Consider the following 18,145-nt stretch of genomic DNA (forward strand, 5'->3'; position numbering starts at 1 on the left):
AGGCATGAGGCATCAATCCTTCAGGCGGTCGATCATGGCTTGGGTGATCAGGCAGACGCCGTTGGCGCTGCGGCGGAAGCGGCGGGCGTCGTCCTCCGGATCCTCGCCCACCACCAGGCCGGTGGGGATCTGCACGCCGCGATCGACCACCACGTTGGTCAGCCGGGCCGACCGGGCGATGTCGACATAGGGCAGCAGCACCGCGTTCTCCAGCGAGGAGAAGGAATTGACGCGCACGCCGGTGAACAGCAGTGATCGCTTCAGGCTGGCGCCCGACACGATGCAGCCGCCCGACACCAGGGAAGAGATGGCCTGGCCGCGCCGCCCTTCCTCGTCATGCACGAACTTGGCGGGCGGCGTGATCTCGCTGTAGGTCCAGATCGGCCAGTTGTTGTCGTAGAGGTCCAGGTCCGGCACCAGGTCGGTCAGGTCCAGGTTGGCCTCGGCATAGGCGTCCACCGTGCCGACGTCGCGCCAATAGGGCTGCGTCTCCAGGGTGGAGCGCACGCAGGAGCGGGAGAAGTGGTGGGCCACCGCCTTCCCGTTGCGCACGATGTAGGGGATGATGTCCTTGCCGAAATCGCGGGAGCTGTCCGGCTCCGCCGCGTCGCGCCGCAACTGGTCGAACAGGAACTCGGTGCTGAAGACGTAGATGCCCATGGAGGCCAGGCAGCGGTCGGCCGACCCCGGCATGGTGGGTGGGTCCTTGGGCTTCTCAACGAAGGAGATGATGCGGTCCTGCTCATCCACATGCATCACGCCGAAACTTTTGGCCTCATCCTTACTGACCTCAAGACAGCCAATGGTGACGTCGGCGCCACTGTCGACGTGCTGCTGCAACATCAACTCGTAGTCCATCTTGTAGATGTGGTCGCCGGCCAGGATGACCATGTAGCGCGGCTCGTAATCCTGGATGATATCGATGTTCTGGTAGACAGCGTCGGCCGTGCCCTCATACCAATGGTCCTCCGATACCCGTTGCGAGGCGGGCAGGATGTCGAAGCTTTCATTGCGTTCGGGGCGGAAGAAGTTCCAGCCGTGCTGCAGATGGCGGATCAGGCTGTGCGCCTTGTATTGCGTCGCGACACCGATGCGGCGGATGCCGGAATTCAGCGCGTTGGACAGGGCGAAGTCGATGATGCGGGTCTTGCCGCCGAAATAGACGGCGGGCTTGGCCCGCCGGTCGGTCAGTTCCATCAGGCGTGAGCCGCGCCCGCCGGCCAGGACATAGGCCATGGCGTGGCGGGCCAGCGGGCCCTTGCCGGTGAACGCTTCACGGGCCCGGGGGGTCCGGCTGACGGATCTGGTCACGGTCGCTACCTCCCTGAGGGCGGACACGGTGCCGCCCTGTATTTGTATCGTCATTCCAGGCCTTCAATCCTGATGTGTATCAAGGGCCAGCCAGACGGCGGCCAAGGGCGGCAGGGTGACCGCGGCGGATGCCGGCAGGCCGTGCAGGGGCTGCCCGTGGGCGGTCACCGCACCCAGGTTGCCCGTGCCGGACCCGCCATAACCGGCCGCGTCCGTGTTCAGTATCTCGACCCAGCGGCCCGCCGCCGGCAGGCCGATGCGGTAGTCGGCGCGCGGCACGGGCGTGAAGTTGCACAGCACCGCCACCGGCCGGGCACCATCGCCGCCGAAGCGCAGGAAGGCGAACACCGACTGCTCGCGGTCGTCGGCGACGATCCAGCGGAAACCCTCGGGACTACAATCCGCTTCATACAGCGCGCGTTCCCGGCGGTAGCCGAAATTCAGGTCGCGGACCAGGTGGCGTAGGCCCTCGTGCAGGGGATAGCCCAGCAGGTGCCAGTCCAGGCTCTGTTCGAAATTCCACTCGGCGCGCTGGCCGAACTCCTGCCCCATGAACAGCAGCTTCTTGCCCGGGTGCGCCCACATGAAGGCGTAGTAGGCCCGCGCGGTGGCGAACTTCTGCCAGTCGTCGCCCGGTATCTTCTCGATGATGGACCGCTTGCCGTAGACCACCTCGTCATGGCTGAGCGGCAGGACGAAGTTTTCCGAGAAGGCGTACAGCAGGCCGAAGGTCAGCTTGTCGTGGTGCCATTTGCGGTGCACCGGCTCCTTGGAAATGTATTCCAGGGTGTCGTGCATCCAGCCCATGTTCCATTTGAAGCCGAAACCCAGGCCGCCGCTATAGGTCGGCTGCGACACGCCGGGCCAGGACGTCGACTCCTCCGCCACCGTCATCGATCCGGGATGTTCGCCGTAGACCAGTTTGTTGATGGTCTGCAGGAAGGAAACGGCCTCCAAATTCTGGTTGCCGCCCTCCCGGTTGGGGATCCACTCCCCATCTTTGCGCGAATAATCGAGGTAGAGCATGGAGGCGACGGCATCCACGCGCAGCCCGTCGATGTGGTAGCGGTCGATCCAGTAGAGGGCGTTGGCCGCCAGGTAGTTCACCACCTCGCGCCGGCCGAAATTATAGATGGCGGTCTTCCAGTCGGGGTGGAAGCCCTGGCGCGGGTCCTGGTGTTCGTACAGGGCCGTGCCGTCGAAATGCGCCAGGCCGTGCACGTCGGTGGGGAAATGCGCCGGGACCCAGTCCAACAGAACGCCCAGGCCGGCGCGGTGGGCGCGGTCCACCAGCCGGGCGAAACCGTCGGGCGACCCGAAGCGCGCGGTGGGCGCGAACAGGCCGATGGGCTGGTAACCCCACGACGGGTCGAAGGGGAATTCCGAAACCGGCAGGAATTCCAAATGGGTGAAACCCATGTCGGCGGCATAGGGCACCAGCTGGTCCGCCAGCTCGTCCCAGGTCAGGTAACGGCCGCCGTCGCCCCGCCGCCACGAGCCCAAGTGCACCTCATAGATGCTGATGGGCGACCGGCGCGCGTCCATGGTCTTCAGGTGCGCCATGTGGGCGTCGTCGGCCCAGGGGAAATTGTCTGTGCGGGCCACCACGCTGGCGGTGGACGGGCGCAGTTCACTGGCGAAGCCGAAGGGGTCGGCCTTCAGCGGCAGCACGGTGTCGTCCGGCCCCACGATCTCATACTTGTAGATCGCCCCTTCGCTTAGGGCCGGGGCGAAAATCTCCCACACCCCGCTGTCGGCGCGCCGGCGCATCTGGTGGCGGCGGCCGTCCCAGCGGTTGAAATCGCCCACCACCGACACCCGGCGGGCGTTGGGCGCCCAGACGGCGAAGTGCACGCCGGCCGCACCCTCGTGGCTTTTCGGGTGGGCGCCCAGCTTCTCATACAGCTGTTTGTGGGTGCCCTCGGCGAACAGGTAGTCGTCCGTGGGACCCAGGATGGGGCCGAAGCCGTAGGGGTCGTCGAACTCCCACACCCCGCCGGAATTGGCGGCGCGCAGGCGATAGCGGAAACGCCGGCCGCGCCGGGTCTTGCCCTCGAACAGGCCGCCGTCGTGCACGCGGGTGAGGGCGGCGATGACGGTGCCGTCCGTCTCGACCGCCTCCACCGTTTCGGCACCCGGGACGAAGGCGCGGATGACGCTGCCCCGCTCCCCCTGGGCGTGCAGGCCCAGCACGCCGAAGGGATCATCATGCCGGGCGCCCAGCAGGGCGTCGATGTCCTCAGGTCTGGCGGTCCAGGCGGATGCGCTTTTCTTGGCCATTAAGATCAACCGACCTTCGGGGCCGGCAGGCCCCAGATGTCGGTCGCGTACTCGGCGATGGCCCGGTCGGAGGAGAAGAAACCCATGCGCGCGGTGTTGGTGATGGCGGACCGCCACCAGCCGGCGGTGTCGCGCCAGCGGGCGTCGATGGCGCGCTGGGTGGCGTAATAGGCGTCGAAATCGGGCGCCACCAGGAAGTAGTCGTGATGGCGCACGGCGTTCACCAGATCGCCGAAGCGGCCGGTCTCGCCGGGGGAGAACACGCCGGAACCGATGGCGTCCAGCACCTCCTCCAGCATGGGGGAGGCGGCGATGATGTCGGTCATGTCGATGCCCTGGCGCCGCCGCTCCTCCACCTGTTCGGTGGTCAGGCCGAAGATGAAGATGTTGTCGTCGCCGACATGCTCCTTGATCTCGACATTGGCGCCGTCCAGCGTGCCGATGGTCAGCGCGCCGTTCAGCGCCAGCTTCATGTTGCCGGTGCCCGACGCCTCCATGCCGGCGGTGGAGATCTGTTCCGACAGGTCGGCCGCCGGGATGATGGCCTCCGCCAGGCTGACGTTGTAGTTGGGCAGGAACACCACCTTCAGCAGGCGGCGCACGGCCGGGTCGCGGTTGACCAGGCGGGCCACGTCGTTGGCCAGCTTGATGATCAGCTTGGCCTGGTGATAGCTGGCGGCCGCCTTGCCGGCGAAGATCTTGACGCGCGGCACCCAGTTGCCGCCGGGGTTGGCGCGGATGGCGTCGTACAGCGCCACGATCTCCAGGATGTTCAGCAGCTGGCGCTTGTATTCATGGATGCGCTTGATCTGCACGTCGAACAGGGCGTCGGGGCTGACCGACACGTCCAGCCGCTTGCGGATCAGGTCGGCCAGCTCCACCTTCTTGGCGCGGCGGATGGCCTGGAAGCGCTCGACCACGCCGGCGTCACCGGCGAACTTCTCGAACTCCGCCAGGGCCATGGGGTCGTCCATCACCTTCGGCCCACAGCATTCCACCAGCAGCTGGGTCAGGCCGGGGTTGGCCTCGAACAGCCAGCGGCGGAAGGTGATGCCGTTGGTCTTGTTGACGATGCGGTCGGGATAGAAGCGGTTCAGCTGATAGAACAGCGTGCGCTGCACCAGGTCGGAATGCAGGGCGGAGACGCCGTTGATCTTGTGCGACCCGATGAAGGCCAGGTTGCCCATGCGCACCTTGCGGCCCTGGCCCTCCTCGATCAGCGACAGTTCCGACAGCACGCCGCCGTCATGCTCGCCGCGCGACCGCACCAGGTCCAGGTGCAGGGCGTTGATGATGTAGATGATCTGCATGTGCCGGGGCAGCAGGCGCTCCATCAGGGGCACCGGCCAGGTTTCCAGCGCCTCCGGCAGCAGGGTGTGGTTGGTGTAGGAGAAGACGGCCGTGGTGATCTCCCACGCCTCGTCCCAGCCGAAATCGTTCAGGTCGATCAGCACCCGCATCAGCTCGGCGATGGCGATGGCCGGGTGCGTGTCGTTCAGCTGGATGGCGACCTTGTCGGGCAGCAGGCGCAGGTCGCCATGGTGCTGCTTGTGCCGGCGGATGATGTCCTGGAGGGAGGCGGAGACGAAGAAATATTCCTGGCGCAGGCGCAGTTCCAGGCCGGCCGGGGTGGCGTCGCTGGGGTACAGCACCTTGGAGATGGCCTCCAGCCGCACGCGGGCGGCGAGCGCGCCGACATGGTCGCCCTGGTTGAAGGCGTCCAGGCGCAGGGCGTCGGGCGCCCGGGCCGACCACAGGCGCAGGGTGTTGACGTGGCGGGCGCGCCAGCCGGTGACGGGGGTGTCGAAGGCGATGGCGTCCACCGTCTCCTCCGGCCGCCAGAAGTGGCGGGTGACCTCCTCGCTGACGTCCACCGTGTCGACCCGGCCGCCGAAGCCGATGGAATAGTCCACCTCCGGCCGTTCGAACTCCCATGGGTTGCCGAAGGTCAGCCAGTTTTCCGGGTACTCGCGCTGCCAGCCGTCCTTGATGCCTTGGCGGAACAGGCCGTGATCGTAGCGGATGCCATAGCCGTGGGCGGCGATCTGCAGCGTCGCCATGCTTTCCATGAAGCAGGCGGCCAGGCGGCCCAGGCCGCCGTTGCCCAAGGCCGCGTCCGGCTCGATCTGCCGCAGATCCTCAAGGTCCACGCCCAGGCTGGCCAGCGCCTCGCGCACCGGTTCCGTCAGGCCGGTTTCCATCAGCGCGTCGGCCAGCAGCCGGCCGATCAGGAATTCCAGCGACAGGTAGTAGACGCGCTTGCGCTTGGACTCATAGGTCGCGCGGGTGGCCGCCATCCAGCGGTCGACAATACGGTCGCGGACGGCCAGGGTGGTGGCGATGAACCAGTCGCGCTTGCTGGCCACCTCGGGGTTCTTGCCCACGGCGTAACGCAGCTTGGCCAGGATGGCGGCCCGCATGGCCTCGCCGTCCAGTTCGTCCAGCGCCGGCGGCGCCAGTTCGGCGCCCACTTCCGACGGCAGCACCTTGGTTTCATCTGCGGGCTTGGGGGCTTGTGCCCCAGGGGCTTCGGAAGGAACGGCCGGGACAGGGGTATCACTCACGCTGTCTATCCTTTCGAAACTAGATGATTGTCGCCAGCTTTGCATGTCTGTTGCGCCGCGACAACCATGACTGGTGCCAGTCAGATAGCGCGCCGCCCCACGGCGTCACCCCCTTGATAAGGCGAACTTTTGCAAGGGGTGACGGTTAGGATGTCAAACTTTCGCGACACAACCAAAGTAGGGGCCCGCCGAGGGATCGGGCCTGTGGCTTAGGACGGGCACGCGCCTGCCTTGGGCTTCAGAGCGGCATCCGGTTCACGGGGGGCGATCAGGCAACCGTGAAGCCCGGCCGGTGGTTCCGGGGCCGCGAGAGGGCGGCCCCGGGGCGGTTCAAATTTTTGCAAAATAAGTGCTTGACCACCCCGCCCCGGTCGCATACATAAGCGCCCCACGACACGGCCTCGTCCCCTTCGTCTAGAGGCCTAGGACACCGCCCTCTCACGGCGGTAACAGGGGTTCGAATCCCCTAGGGGACGCCACATTTCCAGCGATTTGGCTGGATTTTGCGGGACAGTTTCGGGACAGTTGACCTCGCGGAACACTGCGAGGAGACCGCCCGCCATGGCCACCATCACCCCCAGAGAGAATCGCGAAGGCCAGGTCATCGGCTACCAGGCCAAGGTCCGACGCGTCGGTCACAAGCCCGTCTCCAAGACCTTCGAGAAGAAGAAGGACGCCGAACGCTGGGCAAAGTCCGTCGAGACCGACATGGACCGTAGGGTCTTCGTAGACCACAGCCAAGCCGACAGCACCACCCTGGGGGCCCTGCTCCGCCGCTACCGCGAAGAGGTCACGCCGGCCAAGCGCGGCGCCGTGCAGGAAGCCGGCCATCTGATCGTCGTCGAGGATGACGAAATCTGCCTGCGCCGCCTGAGCGGCCTTTCCCCCCAGGACATCGCCAGCTATCGCGACCGGATGCTGGCCTGCGACTACGCGCCCGCCACCGTCGTGCGCCGCATCAACCTGATCGCCACGGCGATCGCCCATGGCCGGCGGGAATGGGGCATGCACCTGCCGTCCAATCCCGCCGAAGCGAAGCTGACCGCCCGCCCCAAGGGCGCCGACCGGAAGCGCGAACGGCGCCTGCAGCCCGCGAAGGTCGAGATTGAGCGTCAGCTTGATCCGGATGCCGGCACTGAGGTTGAGCTACCCCATCGCGTCCCCTCCGAAGAGGAGCGCCTGATGGCGGGACTGGCGGCCAGCAAGCACGGCATCTGGCTGGTGCCCATGGCCAAACTGGCGCTGGAAACGGCCGCACGGCAGGGTGAGATCTGTGCGCTGGATTGGGGCGACGTCGATCTGGCGAAGCGCGTCATGACCGTCCGTGGCTTGTCCGGCGATGGGTCCAAGAACGGTGAAATCCGGAGGGTACCACTGTCCACCGCGGCGGTGGAGGCCCTCCGCTCTCTTCCCACCCATGGTCAAAAGAATGGACGGGTGGTGGACCAGGATCAGACACTGCTGAAGGTGACCTTCGGGCGTATCGCGAAGCGTGTCGGCATCGTGGATCTGACGTTCCACGATCTGCGGCATGAGGCCACCAGCCGGCTGGCCAAAATTTACGCCAATCCCCTGGAGCTAATGCGGGTGACCGGCCACAAGACGCTATCGATGCTGGCCAGGTATTACCACGCGGACGCCGAGGAACTGGCGCAACGGCTGGCCTGAGGCAAACGCGCATAGCGTCGTTTGCGCCATAGGGGGCAGCGAACCATCGTTCACGATCAATCTGCCCGGCGTCGCAGACGCCTCAACTGTCCATCTGATTGCGGATCAGGCGAGCAGGCTGCGGAAAAACTCCAGCCCAAAGGCGAGGCTGGTAATTACCAGTCTCCCGGAGGCTATGAATGGGTATTTTATGTCTGCACAAACCAATTATTTGGAATGATGCATCTAACCAGGGTACTGGAATCCCTTTTCCGCCCCCTGATAGCCGGGCCCTTGACTCCCAGTTTGTCCCACATCAACGACGACGCGTTGGCGCTGGTAGGCTTCATAGAGCCCAACCACCGTGGGCTTGGGCGGCCGGGGAGTATAGCGGAGCGGCTCCAGCCCCTGGGCGATGTAGCGACGGACGGTCTTGCGGTCCAGGCCGGTCCACCGGGCAATGGCGGAGACGGTCAGCCCTTCACGGGCGAGTTCCAGGATCATGACGAATTCCCCAAGAGTGACCACCAGTCCCCTCCCTCGCTCCTGCGAGGATATCCACGATCGCATTCTTCCCTCGCGTTGCATGACGCGCCAATTCACCCTGACGCAAGCAAAATTTGCTGCTATTTTGCACGTGTTGGGGGGGGAATAACTTGGACGCCACAGACGGAAAAGATGAAGCGGCCGACCCGCCCGGCAAGGTGAAGTCCGTCGCTGCCACTATCCTTGGCGAGTTCTTCGACGTCCTGAAAAAAGAAGAAGGCTTCAGCGAAATAGCGCCGAGGCTCCGGAAAGTTGTTCTCGAGGACGGCGTCTTCGCTGAACCCTCGATCCGTACCGCACTGTTTCCGGACGCCTCATGATCCGGATCGACAAAATACATATCAGGGAATTTCGCGGTATCCGGGAGTTGACCCTCGAGCTCAAAGGCCAAAACTTCGCGGCCTGCGGACCTAATGGGACCGGCAAGAGCGGCATCGTAGATGCGATCGAGTTCGCTTTGACAGGCAACATCTCCCGACTGGCCGGCACCGGAACCGGGGGGCTCTCGGTCAAAGCGCACGGTCCCCATGTCGACAGCCGCAACAAGCCTGAGGCGGCCTCGGTCACGCTCGACGTCACCATCCCCTCCCTCCACAACAAGAAGGCCCAGATCCACCGCACCGTGAAGTCGGCAAGCGCGCCGGAGATCAAACCCACCGACAAGGACGTTATCGCCGCCTTCGAGAGCGTCAACCTTCATCCAGAGTTTGTCCTCTCGCGCCGCGAGCTGATCCGATACGTCCTCTCCGAGCCGGGCCAACGCTCGAAGGAGGTCCAATCACTGCTGCGCCTCGACGACATCGAGAAATTGCGAGGTGTGCTGCAGAAGATCGCAAATGCCTGCACCAAGGAGCTCCCAGGGCTGGAGCGCGCGGAAAAGGACGCCGTCGCCAACCTCCTCGCCGCCCTCGACACTACGCAGCTCACCAAGAAATCCGTCCTCGATGCAGTCAATCCGCGCCGTGAGTTGCTCGGTCTGCCACCCCTGGCCGACCTCGAGACTAACACCTCGGTCAAAGATGGCTTGACGACCACCACCGCCAGCGCACCTGGCCGCGTGCCGAAAGTGCAGGCTGCCACCGACCTGATGACATTGCGCGAAGCGGTCCAAGCGCTCCAGAGCGCCCCGTTTCAGCAAGCATGCTCAAGCGCTGACGCGAACGCTGCCGAACTGGGCAAAGATGCCGAGAGCCTCAACGGCCTCTCCCGCGAATCTCTGCTGAAGTCGGCTCTGGCGCTATATGATGGGACAGTATGTCCAGTATGTGACACGCCGTTCGAGCCGGACGTCTTCTCAGGCCACCTTGCCGAAAAACTGACTCACCTCGAAGACGTGAGTAAACGACGCGCCGCACTCGAAGCAGAGCTGAAGCCGATCCTCGACGCTCTCCATGCCACCGGTACGGCATTGAACACCATGATCGACCATGCTGGCATGTTCTCGCCGAAGATCGACGTCACCGCGTTCACGGAGTTCAGGACCGTTCTTCGAGGGCGATACCAGCAGCTTCAAAAGCTCTTGCCGCTCGACGATACGCGCGCGGTCCTATCCGCTACACACCGCGTTCCCGACATGGAACTCTCGCTGGCCACGCTCGCCGCCGCGATTGCCGCGATACCGGAGCCCACCAAGCAGGATGCGGCGCGCGATTTCCTCGTCCTCGCGCAAGAACGGCTGGAGACCTACCGGACCGCGCGGCTGAAGTCCGCTGCCGGCAAGGTCCGCGCAGATCGCGCCACAAAGGTCTTCACCGGCTATGGTACCGTGACGACGACCGCTCTCGAAAAGATTTACAAGAACGTCGAGACCGCTTTCGCGAGCTACTACAGCAAGATCAACGAGGATGACGAGAAAGCGTTCACAGCGAAGCTTATGCCTTCCATCGGCAAACTCGGCTTCGATGTGGACTTCTATGGCCGCGGCCATTTCCCGCCCGGCGCGTACCACAGCGAGGGCCACCAGGACGGAATGGGACTTTGCCTGTATCTGGCGCTGATGAACCATCTGCTCGGCGGAAATTTCACGTTCGCGGTCCTCGACGACGTATTGATGTCAGTCGACTCTGGCCACCGACGTCAAGTCTGTACCCTACTCAAAGAGATGTTCCCGGACACGCAGTTCATCTTCACGACGCATGACGAGATCTGGCTGCGCCACATGAAGTCCGAGGGTCTTATCAAGGGTCGCAACTTCGCCCACTTCCGGACCTGGAGCGTAGATTTTGGACCGACCGAGTGGGACAACCGTGACATCTGGGCCGAGGTCGAAGGCCACCTCGCCAAAAGCGACGTGCGCGCCGCTGCCGCTCTGCTGCGCCACTACCTCGAGCATTTCGCAAAGGAGGCCTGCGATCGCCTCCGCGCTACTGTCGAGTTCCGAGGCGACGCCCAGTTCGTGCTCGGCGACCTTCTTCCAAACGCGACAAGCGCATTGGGCGACCTGCTGAAAAAGGCAAAGGGGGCCGCGAATTCCTGGAACCAAAAGGACGTCGTCGAGCACATAAGCGCCATTGAGGTTGCCTTCGGAGAAGCCAAGGCCAAGACCGGTCATGAGACGTGGCAGATCAACACGGCCGTCCATTTCAACGAATGGGCCGACTTCACGAAAGAAGACTTCGGCCCGGTGGTCGCCGCGTTCCGGGCGTTCACCAAGGCCTTTGCCTGCGACACCTGCAACGAAATGTATTTCGTTGCCCCAGACCGCGGGAAAAAAGAAGCGCTACGATGCGGATGCGGCACTCTGAACCTCAACCTCCTGCAAAAAGGCGGGTAGGCCCATTTGGGTGCTGATTCACGCATAGGGGGAAATGGACAAAGGGCCTCCCTTCCCTGATTTGCGCATAATGATCAAACGGCCAACGCCGCGCCGTCGATGGGAATGGCTTGCCCCGTAATGTAGGACGCGGCGGGCGTACAGAGGAAGACAACCAAGCCGGCCATCTATTCCGGCTCCCCGCCCGGCCTATGGGCGTCATGGTCACGCCGGATGTAAGCGTCGTCCGATGGCTGCCTTGTAGGAAAGTTGGTTGCGTGTTGAAAGCTATGTGTCGGCGGCGCCCCCGGGTGTGGCCGGCGTAGCATCGTGGCAAGCAGTGTGGTTTGCACCGTGGCAGTCCAGCGTATCGAAGTCATCACCGGTGCCGGTGGGCGGCGCGCCTATTCGGCCGAGGAGAAGATCCGCCTGGTCGGCGAGGCCCGTGGCGGTCGTGGTGCCGTGGCAGCTGCGGCCCGCCGCCATGGGGTGTGCAGCAGCCTGATCTACCGGTGGCGCCGGCAGATCAAGAACGGCGAACTCTCCCTGGTGGCGTCGCCCTTCGTGCCGGTGCACGTGGTTGAGGCTTCTCCCTCTCCCGGTGTCGGAGCGCCCGGCGCGACGCCCATCCTGCCGGTGGCGCCCCCGGTCGAACGCCGATCCGCCCTGATCGAGGTGGTGTTGGGCAATGGTCGCGTGCTGCGCGTCGATGAGGATATCGCCCCCGCCACGCTGCGCCGGCTGGTCGATGCGCTGGACGGCGCGTGATCACGGTTCCCGCCGGCGTGCGGATTTACCTGGCGATGGGCGCCACCGACATGCGCAAGGGCATGGATGGCTTGGCCATGCTCGCCCAGGAGGTTCTGAAGCAGGACCCGTTTGCCGGTCACTTGTTCGTCTTCCGCGGCCGGCAAGGTCACCTGGTAAAGGTCCTGTATTGGGATGGTCAGGGCTATTGCCTGTTCGCCAAGCGCCTGGAGAAGGGCCGCTTCGTGTGGCCGATCAGCCGCGAGGGGGTGGCGGCCCTTACTCCGGCCCAACTGGGGATGCTGCTTGAAGGCATGGACTGGCGTGCCCCAAGACGGACTTGGCGCCCGGAAACGGCGGGGTGAGTCCGGGCTGCCACGCTGGTTGAGGATCAGCGCCGTGACGATGATCGCTCCTCCTCTGGAGGCCGCCGGTCGGGTAGAATCGGCCCCATGTCTTCCATCGCCGATCCACTGCCCGCCCCGTTGCCCAATGACGTCGAGGCGCTGCGCGCGATCATCGCCGCGCAGGCTGCGGAGTTGGCGGCCGAGCGTCGATGCCGCGAGGCCAGCGAGACCGAACTGGCGGCCGCCAAGGCGGGCCTGGTGGCCAAGGCGCTGGAGATGGAGAAGCTCAAGATCCAACTGGCCCGTCTGCGGCGGATGCAGTTCGGTTCGTCTTCCGAGAAGATCGCCCGCGAGATCGAGCAGCTTGAGCTGTCGCTGGAGGACCTGGAGGCCACGGCCGGTGCCGAGCTGTCGCCGACGGCACTGCCGGAGGCGCCCGAGGCCCGCGCCAGGGCTGGCCGGCGCAAGCTGCCGGAACACTTGCCGCGTACCGAGATCGTGCATGCGCCGCACGACGCTTGTCCCTCGTGCGGCGGCACCTTGCGCAAGGTGGGCGAGGACGTCACCGAGGTGCTCGACTACATCCCGGCGCGCTTCACCGTGATCCGCCACGTCCGCCCGGCGCTGTCGTGCCGGTGCTGCGAGGGTATGGTGCAGGCGCCGATGCCGTCGCTGCCCATCGAACGCGGCCTGCCGTCCGCCGGGCTGCTGGCGCATGTGCTGATCGCCAAATACTGCGATCACCTGCCGCTGTACCGGCAGTCCGCCATCTACGCCCGCGAGGGGGTGGAACTGGAACGCTCGCTGCTGGCCGACTGGGTGGGCAAGGCGGCAGCCCTGATGGCCCCCTTGGCCAATGCGATTGCCCAGCACGTGCTGGCCGGATCAGTGCTGCACGCCGACGACACGCCGGTTCCCGTGCTTGAGCCCGGGCGAGGCAAGACCAAGACGGGACGGTTGTGGGTCTACCTGCGTGACGAGCGCCCCCATGCCGGACAAGGCCCGCCGGCGGTGCTGTACCGCTACACGCCCGACCGCAAGGGCGAGCATCCGCAACGGGAACTGGCCGGCTTCCGTGGGCACCTGCATGCCGATGGCTATGGCGGGTTCGATGCCCTGTACGACGGCGGCCGGATCGCCGAAGTGGCCTGCATGGCGCATGTGCGCCGCAAGTTCTTCGACGAACACGTCGAAACCGGCTCACCCCTGGCGGCGGAGGCGCTGAAGCGCATCGGGATGCTGTTCGACATGGAACGTCCCCTGGTCGGCCTGTCGGCCGAGGAGCGCCGTCTGGTCCGCCAAACCAAGGCCCGACCCGCCTTGGATGAGTTGGCCGCCTTCCTCGATGCCACGCTGCTGCGCATCCCCGGCAAGGGCGACCTGGCCAAGGCCATTCGCTATGCGCGCTCGCGGTGGACGGCGCTGACGCGCTACGTGGACGACGGCCGGCTGGAACTCTCCAACAACGCCGCCGAGCGGGCCATCAGGCCCTTGGCCATCGGAAGACGCAACTGGATGTTCGCCGGTTCCGACGCCGGCGGAGAACGAGCCGCCGCGATCTACACCATCACCCAAACCGCCAAGCTCAACGGCCTCGATCCCCAGGCCTATCTGCGCGATGTCCTCGGCCGCATCGCAGACCATCCAATCAACCGCATCACCGACCTGCTGCCTTGGAACATCGCCCAGGCATCCTGATCCGAGTTCGGGGATCAATCCGCTCGCACCGCAGCCTTCAGACGACGCTTACCGCCGGATCACACCCATACCCCGCATTTCATGAGCGCCCTTCGATGTCCCTCCCCCCAAAGCATCTGGTGATCGCCGGACCCATGGCGGTGAGTGTCTGGTGCTAAGGCCAGGGGTACGCCTGTTGCCCATCCCCTTCCCCGTGCCCAGCATCCCCCTCAAGCAGTCCTGGCCTGCTCCACCGCTACCGCGAGGAGGTCACCGACCAAGCAGGAGAGGATGCAGAAGGTCGGCCATTTGATTATCGCCTTCAATGGCGAGATTTGCCTGCGCCGGTGGAGCGCCCTTTTCCCCAGGGCAGCGCCTACTGCCGCAACCTAAGTTGGCCACGAGCCATCGCTCAGAAATTTAGGCCCTTGCCGGATCTCCGAAACGTCGAAATATCATAGCGCTGCCAGAAGCCAACCTCGGTGATGTCAGCACTCCATACGAACCTGAGCATTGGCAATCTAATATGCGAGACATCCAAACACTGCGACTCCTATCCGTAGCTGAGATCGCAGATATACTTGGCATCCATCGGTCAATGCTGCCCAGACTCGATATAAGATCTATTAAAATAGGGCGCCGCCGCATGTATTCTGTTGGAGAATTAGAACGGTGGGTCCAGCGACAGGAAGAAGCAAGCGCCGCGTGCATGGCCCCCAATGCTAATAACCATCCGTCTCCAGCTCCCTCCCCTCCTCGACCCCGAGGGCGAGGCCGGCCCCGCAAAAGCGCCAAACAGGAGAAATAAGCTATTTTAGATTGTTCACCGCCTTGCCAATCAAGAGGCCGAAATGCGCGAAGATAGAATTAAAAAGGATATGCTAAAGCGAGACCTAATAATCAAAGCCGCCCGCTCATGCTTCCTTGAAAAGGGAATTATGGGTACTCGCGTATGTGATATAGGAGAATATTCTGGATTGAGCGTCGGCAGTATATATAATATTTTTAAAAGCAAAGAAGAAATAATACTTGAATCCACAGATCTTGATAGTGATATTTTCAATATATCAGATACAGATAAAGAGAACTTTGGTGGCGTTGCCATATATATTAATAAAGAAATAAGAAGAGTGATTGATTTGCACACTGGAGTCAATTTTTCATTATATACCGAGCTATTGTCATTAGCCTCTAGGAATGACGCCATATCAAAATACATGAACAGAAAGAAAGAAGAGCTTCACGGCAGAGCATCTATCATAATTATGCTAGGTCAGAGTCGCGGCGAAATAGATAAACACATTGATGTATCAAGAAGAGCATCTGCTTTAGTATGCTCCGTCGAAGCAGCAAGGCTAATCCCCAAAATTAATCCGCGCCTAGATGGAAAATCTATAATGTACTTAATTAATTATTGGATACGAGTTGCACTTAACCTCGAAGAAGAAAGAAAAATTCAGCGATAATAGTAAATATCAGACTAATGCAACCGCACCGTCGGAGGCAGAGTGGCAGCAAGGCGCCGACAGATATGGTTTAAGCGCGGCACGCCCCCTTCATGACGGCCTGAGAGCCCCTCCCCGGCGCCGGTGCCGTTCACCTGCCCGATATCGACGATCACATTGAGGTAGGGCGTCGTTTTGCTCGCCCTCAAAGCCCTCCGCCCCCCCGCTCAAAGAGGCTCCCGCTGCCTATTATGTCGTCAGCCTCCATGCGCTTCCCGAGCCAATTTCTCTTGATCGAAGCGCTTAACGGCACCGAGGACCTCTAGGGCTTCAGCCTTCATGCGGTCGTCAAGCGAGCCAGCGTCCGCGATTCGCTCCAGTAGATCGAACGCCTGCGCGGCAACCTGCTCATACTCCCCCGCCACCAAGGCCGCTTCGACCAGGCGGCGAATAGCTTCGGCTCGGGCAGGAATGTCCCGCTGACGGCGGCGCCAACCGTCGATTATCTCAGTGAAGTCGGGCGACACCCGCATATTGAAATTTTCAGTCTTCTTCATGACCACAATCTGGCTTTCCATTTCGCGTCCCGCCTTTTGTGACGCGTGTGGCGCATGTGCGCACATTTCGATTGACAGCTCAAACCAAACAATGTGCATAATGTGCGCACATTAATCACATGATGGCATGTGATTGCGCTCTTGAACAATGGCGAGGAAGTCATTTCGCCCAAGGAGAAGCCATGCCGGCGCACGGATTAGAGCGATTACGTCAGAAGTTTTCACCGAGCATTCCCAAGCCAGCGCTTGGGCTGGACGGGGCAGCCGCGCGCGTTCTTCTCCAAGAGGTGTTCGCAGCAACGCCCGGCCTTGTCGCGTCAGCGCGGCGGGGCGACGCCACGCTTACAATTCTTGTGCATGACGTCAGTTGGGTTCAGGCCGTGGATGGGGCGATCGAGGCTGCAATGGCAGCTCTGGCGCGGGGTGACCACTCCATCGTCCAAGCCCCGTCTGAGGACGAAGACGCACCTTGCATGGATGCGATGGTTGAGGACGACGAGGACTTCCCCGCCGACGCCATCGAAGACGCCGACGAGGGCCTGGGCCTAACCGATTTTGATGCGCCGGCGAGTTCCAATACCGGGGCCTGGTTGGTGGTTGGCCGGGATGGGACGTCGCGCAGCCCTAGTATCGAAAGCATGGAGGAAGCCGCCGCTACTCAGATCGCGCAGGGGGGAGGGGTTATCATCATCGCCGCGAGCAGGATGGACCTGCCGCCACGTTTCACCGCGGCGGCGGACTTCCACCTCGTTCTTCCACCGTTGACTGGTGACGCGCTGGCCCGGTCGATTGCGATGGTCGCTTCCAAGCCAGCCGCGCGAACACTGCCGGACGCGCTGTGCCGGTCGTTGACGGCCGGCGATTTGCGGCTGGTGGCACGCCCAGCCGCATCCTCCGACGACTGGGTGGATCGGTTGGAACAGATGGTCAAGGCGCGGGTTCGGCGGCCGGACCCAGGCCCAAAGTTGGCCGACCTGCATGGCATGGATGAGGCGGTGCAGTGGGGCCACAAGCTACATCGCGACATCATCGATTTCCGAGCCGGGAATATATCCTGGGCTGACATGGACAAGGGCTGTGTCGTCGCGGGGCCGCCGGGTGTGGGCAAAAGCGCATTCATGCGCGCCCTGGCCAGGACCTGTGAAGTACCCCTGATCGTCGCGTCCCATGGGCAGTGGCAAGCTGCGGGGCACCAGGGGAACATGTTGAGGGCGATGGCAGCCACCTTCGCGGAGGCAAGGCGGGTTGCACCGTGCCTACTGGCGATTGACGAGCTGGATAGCTTTTCCAGCAGGGCCCTAGAAGCCGGGCAGAACCGTGCCTACCACCACCAGATCATGAATTCCTTCCTGGAAAACTCGGATGTCCAAGGGCGGGAGGGGGTTGTTCTAGTGGGTACCTGCAACTTTCCTGAATTGCTGGATCCCGCGTTAATCCGACCTGGCCGCTTTGAACGCGTCATACACGTTCCGTTCCCCGACAAGATGGCGCTCCAAGGTATTCTCCGCTTCCATCTTGGCCCAGATCATCTGCAAGGCCTGGACCTGGCATGCTTTGCGGCGGCGCTGGAAGGCGCGACGGGAGCAGACTGCGAGCAGGTCGTCCGTGGCGGGAAACGTCGCGCCAGGCTGGCCGGCAGGCCCATGCGACCGGAAGATCTGGCGGCGGAACTACACCCTGCGGAACGTCAACAGCCGTTGGAAGTCCGGCGCCTTGTCGCCGTTCATGAGGCTGGTCATGCTGTGGTTTCGGCAATCCTGAGGCCCGGAACGCTGCTGTCGGCTTCAATCCGCGCCTCTTCAGCGGCGCTGGGAAGCGTGCGGTGCCGCCCAGACGATGAAATCATGCACGCCGGTGACCTTCTCGCGTTGGTGAAGGTGTCACTGGCTGGACGGGCTGCCGAAGAGGCAGTCCTCGGGGAAGCGAGTACAGCCGCCGGCGGTAACGCCGAAAGCGATTTGGCGACCGCCACCTTGCTTACCACACAGCTCATCGCCCACGGGCTAGGAGATCAGCTGATCTGGGTAGGGCCCGTTACGGCGCACACGGTACCCCATCTCCTCAGTGGCAATCCCAAGCTCGCGGCGAAAGTCGATGCGCTGCTGGACGCCCAATATGGGGAAGTGCTCGCCCTCGTCCGTGCCCGACGGCAGGCGGTGGAATATGTCGCCGAGCTTCTGCTCGCCAAGGAGACGATTTCGGCTGAGGAAATCGTCGCCGCTGGAAGTGCGCTTTGGCCCAAAGCCGAGGGGCGGGAGATGCAGTGAGACCG

General features: G+C 63.3%; 12 protein-coding genes, 1 tRNA gene and 1 pseudogene. 9 read left to right on the forward strand and 5 right to left on the reverse strand.

The window, feature by feature from the left end:
• Positions 1-12: 12 nt before the first annotated feature.
• The 3 genes from glgC to PW843_27355 all read right to left on the reverse strand — a co-directional run bounded on the left by glgC (position 13) and on the right by PW843_27355 (position 6,011).
• Positions 13-1,251 carry a glucose-1-phosphate adenylyltransferase gene (gene glgC, locus PW843_27345; GenBank protein ID MDE1150283.1) on the reverse strand — a complete coding sequence of 413 codons (1,239 nt, stop codon included), beginning with the start codon at positions 1,249-1,251 and terminating at the stop codon, positions 13-15.
• Positions 1,252-1,374: 123 nt separating this feature from the next.
• Positions 1,375-3,591, reverse strand: a complete 2,217-nt coding sequence (glgB, locus tag PW843_27350; protein ID MDE1150284.1) for a 1,4-alpha-glucan branching protein GlgB — start codon at positions 3,589-3,591, stop codon at positions 1,375-1,377.
• 5 nt (positions 3,592-3,596) lie between these two features.
• Positions 3,597-6,011, reverse strand: a complete 2,415-nt coding sequence (locus tag PW843_27355) for a glycogen/starch/alpha-glucan phosphorylase (GenBank protein MDE1150285.1) — start codon at positions 6,009-6,011, stop codon at positions 3,597-3,599.
• Between the two features lie 547 nt (positions 6,012-6,558).
• Here PW843_27355 and PW843_27360 point away from each other — a divergent pair.
• Together PW843_27360 and PW843_27365 are read left to right on the forward strand one after the other, a co-directional pair.
• Positions 6,559-6,634 (forward strand) — tRNA-Glu (locus tag PW843_27360).
• An 82-nt stretch (positions 6,635-6,716) separates the two neighbouring features.
• A complete protein-coding gene (locus PW843_27365; protein ID MDE1150286.1) occupies positions 6,717-7,823 on the forward strand; it encodes a site-specific integrase in 1,107 nt (368 codons plus the stop codon).
• 306 nt (positions 7,824-8,129) lie between these two features.
• Here the strand turns inward: PW843_27365 and PW843_27370 are convergent.
• Positions 8,130-8,330: pseudogene (locus PW843_27370) on the reverse strand (helix-turn-helix domain-containing protein).
• A 128-nt stretch (positions 8,331-8,458) separates the two neighbouring features.
• Here PW843_27370 and PW843_27375 point away from each other — a divergent pair.
• The 6 genes from PW843_27375 (at position 8,459) to PW843_27400 (ending at position 15,337) form a co-directional block, all read left to right on the forward strand.
• Positions 8,459-8,668: a hypothetical protein gene (locus PW843_27375; GenBank protein MDE1150287.1), complete on the forward strand. Its 210-nt coding sequence runs from the start codon at positions 8,459-8,461 to the stop codon at positions 8,666-8,668.
• Positions 8,665-11,121, forward strand: a complete 2,457-nt coding sequence (locus PW843_27380) for an AAA family ATPase (GenBank protein ID MDE1150288.1) — start codon at positions 8,665-8,667, stop codon at positions 11,119-11,121. Before PW843_27375 ends, PW843_27380 begins: the two co-directional genes overlap by 4 nt.
• Positions 11,122-11,454: 333 nt before the next feature.
• Entirely contained in the window at positions 11,455-11,868 is a 414-nt protein-coding gene (locus tag PW843_27385; protein ID MDE1150289.1) for a transposase, read from the forward strand.
• Positions 11,865-12,212: an IS66 family insertion sequence element accessory protein TnpB gene (gene tnpB / locus PW843_27390; GenBank protein MDE1150290.1), complete on the forward strand. Its 348-nt coding sequence runs from the start codon at positions 11,865-11,867 to the stop codon at positions 12,210-12,212. The genes PW843_27385 and tnpB overlap by 4 nt, the downstream gene beginning before the upstream one ends.
• 108 nt (positions 12,213-12,320) lie before the next feature.
• Positions 12,321-13,892, forward strand: a complete 1,572-nt coding sequence (locus tag PW843_27395) for an IS66 family transposase (protein MDE1150291.1) — start codon at positions 12,321-12,323, stop codon at positions 13,890-13,892.
• 830 nt (positions 13,893-14,722) lie between these two features.
• Complete coding sequence (locus tag PW843_27400; GenBank protein MDE1150292.1) at positions 14,723-15,337, forward strand: helix-turn-helix domain containing protein; 615 nt, start codon at positions 14,723-14,725, stop codon at positions 15,335-15,337.
• Positions 15,338-15,573: 236 nt separating this feature from the next.
• Here PW843_27400 and PW843_27405 read toward each other — a convergent pair whose 3' ends face one another.
• Positions 15,574-15,894: a hypothetical protein gene (locus tag PW843_27405; protein MDE1150293.1), complete on the reverse strand. Its 321-nt coding sequence runs from the start codon at positions 15,892-15,894 to the stop codon at positions 15,574-15,576.
• A 161-nt stretch (positions 15,895-16,055) separates the two neighbouring features.
• Here PW843_27405 and PW843_27410 point away from each other — a divergent pair, with 161 nt between their 5' ends.
• A complete protein-coding gene (locus tag PW843_27410) occupies positions 16,056-18,140 on the forward strand; it encodes an AAA family ATPase (GenBank protein MDE1150294.1) in 2,085 nt (694 codons plus the stop codon).
• The last annotated feature ends 5 nt before the right edge of the window (positions 18,141-18,145 follow it).

Source organism: Azospirillaceae bacterium, assembly GCA_028283825.1.
Classification (GTDB): domain Bacteria; phylum Pseudomonadota; class Alphaproteobacteria; order Azospirillales; family Azospirillaceae; genus Nitrospirillum.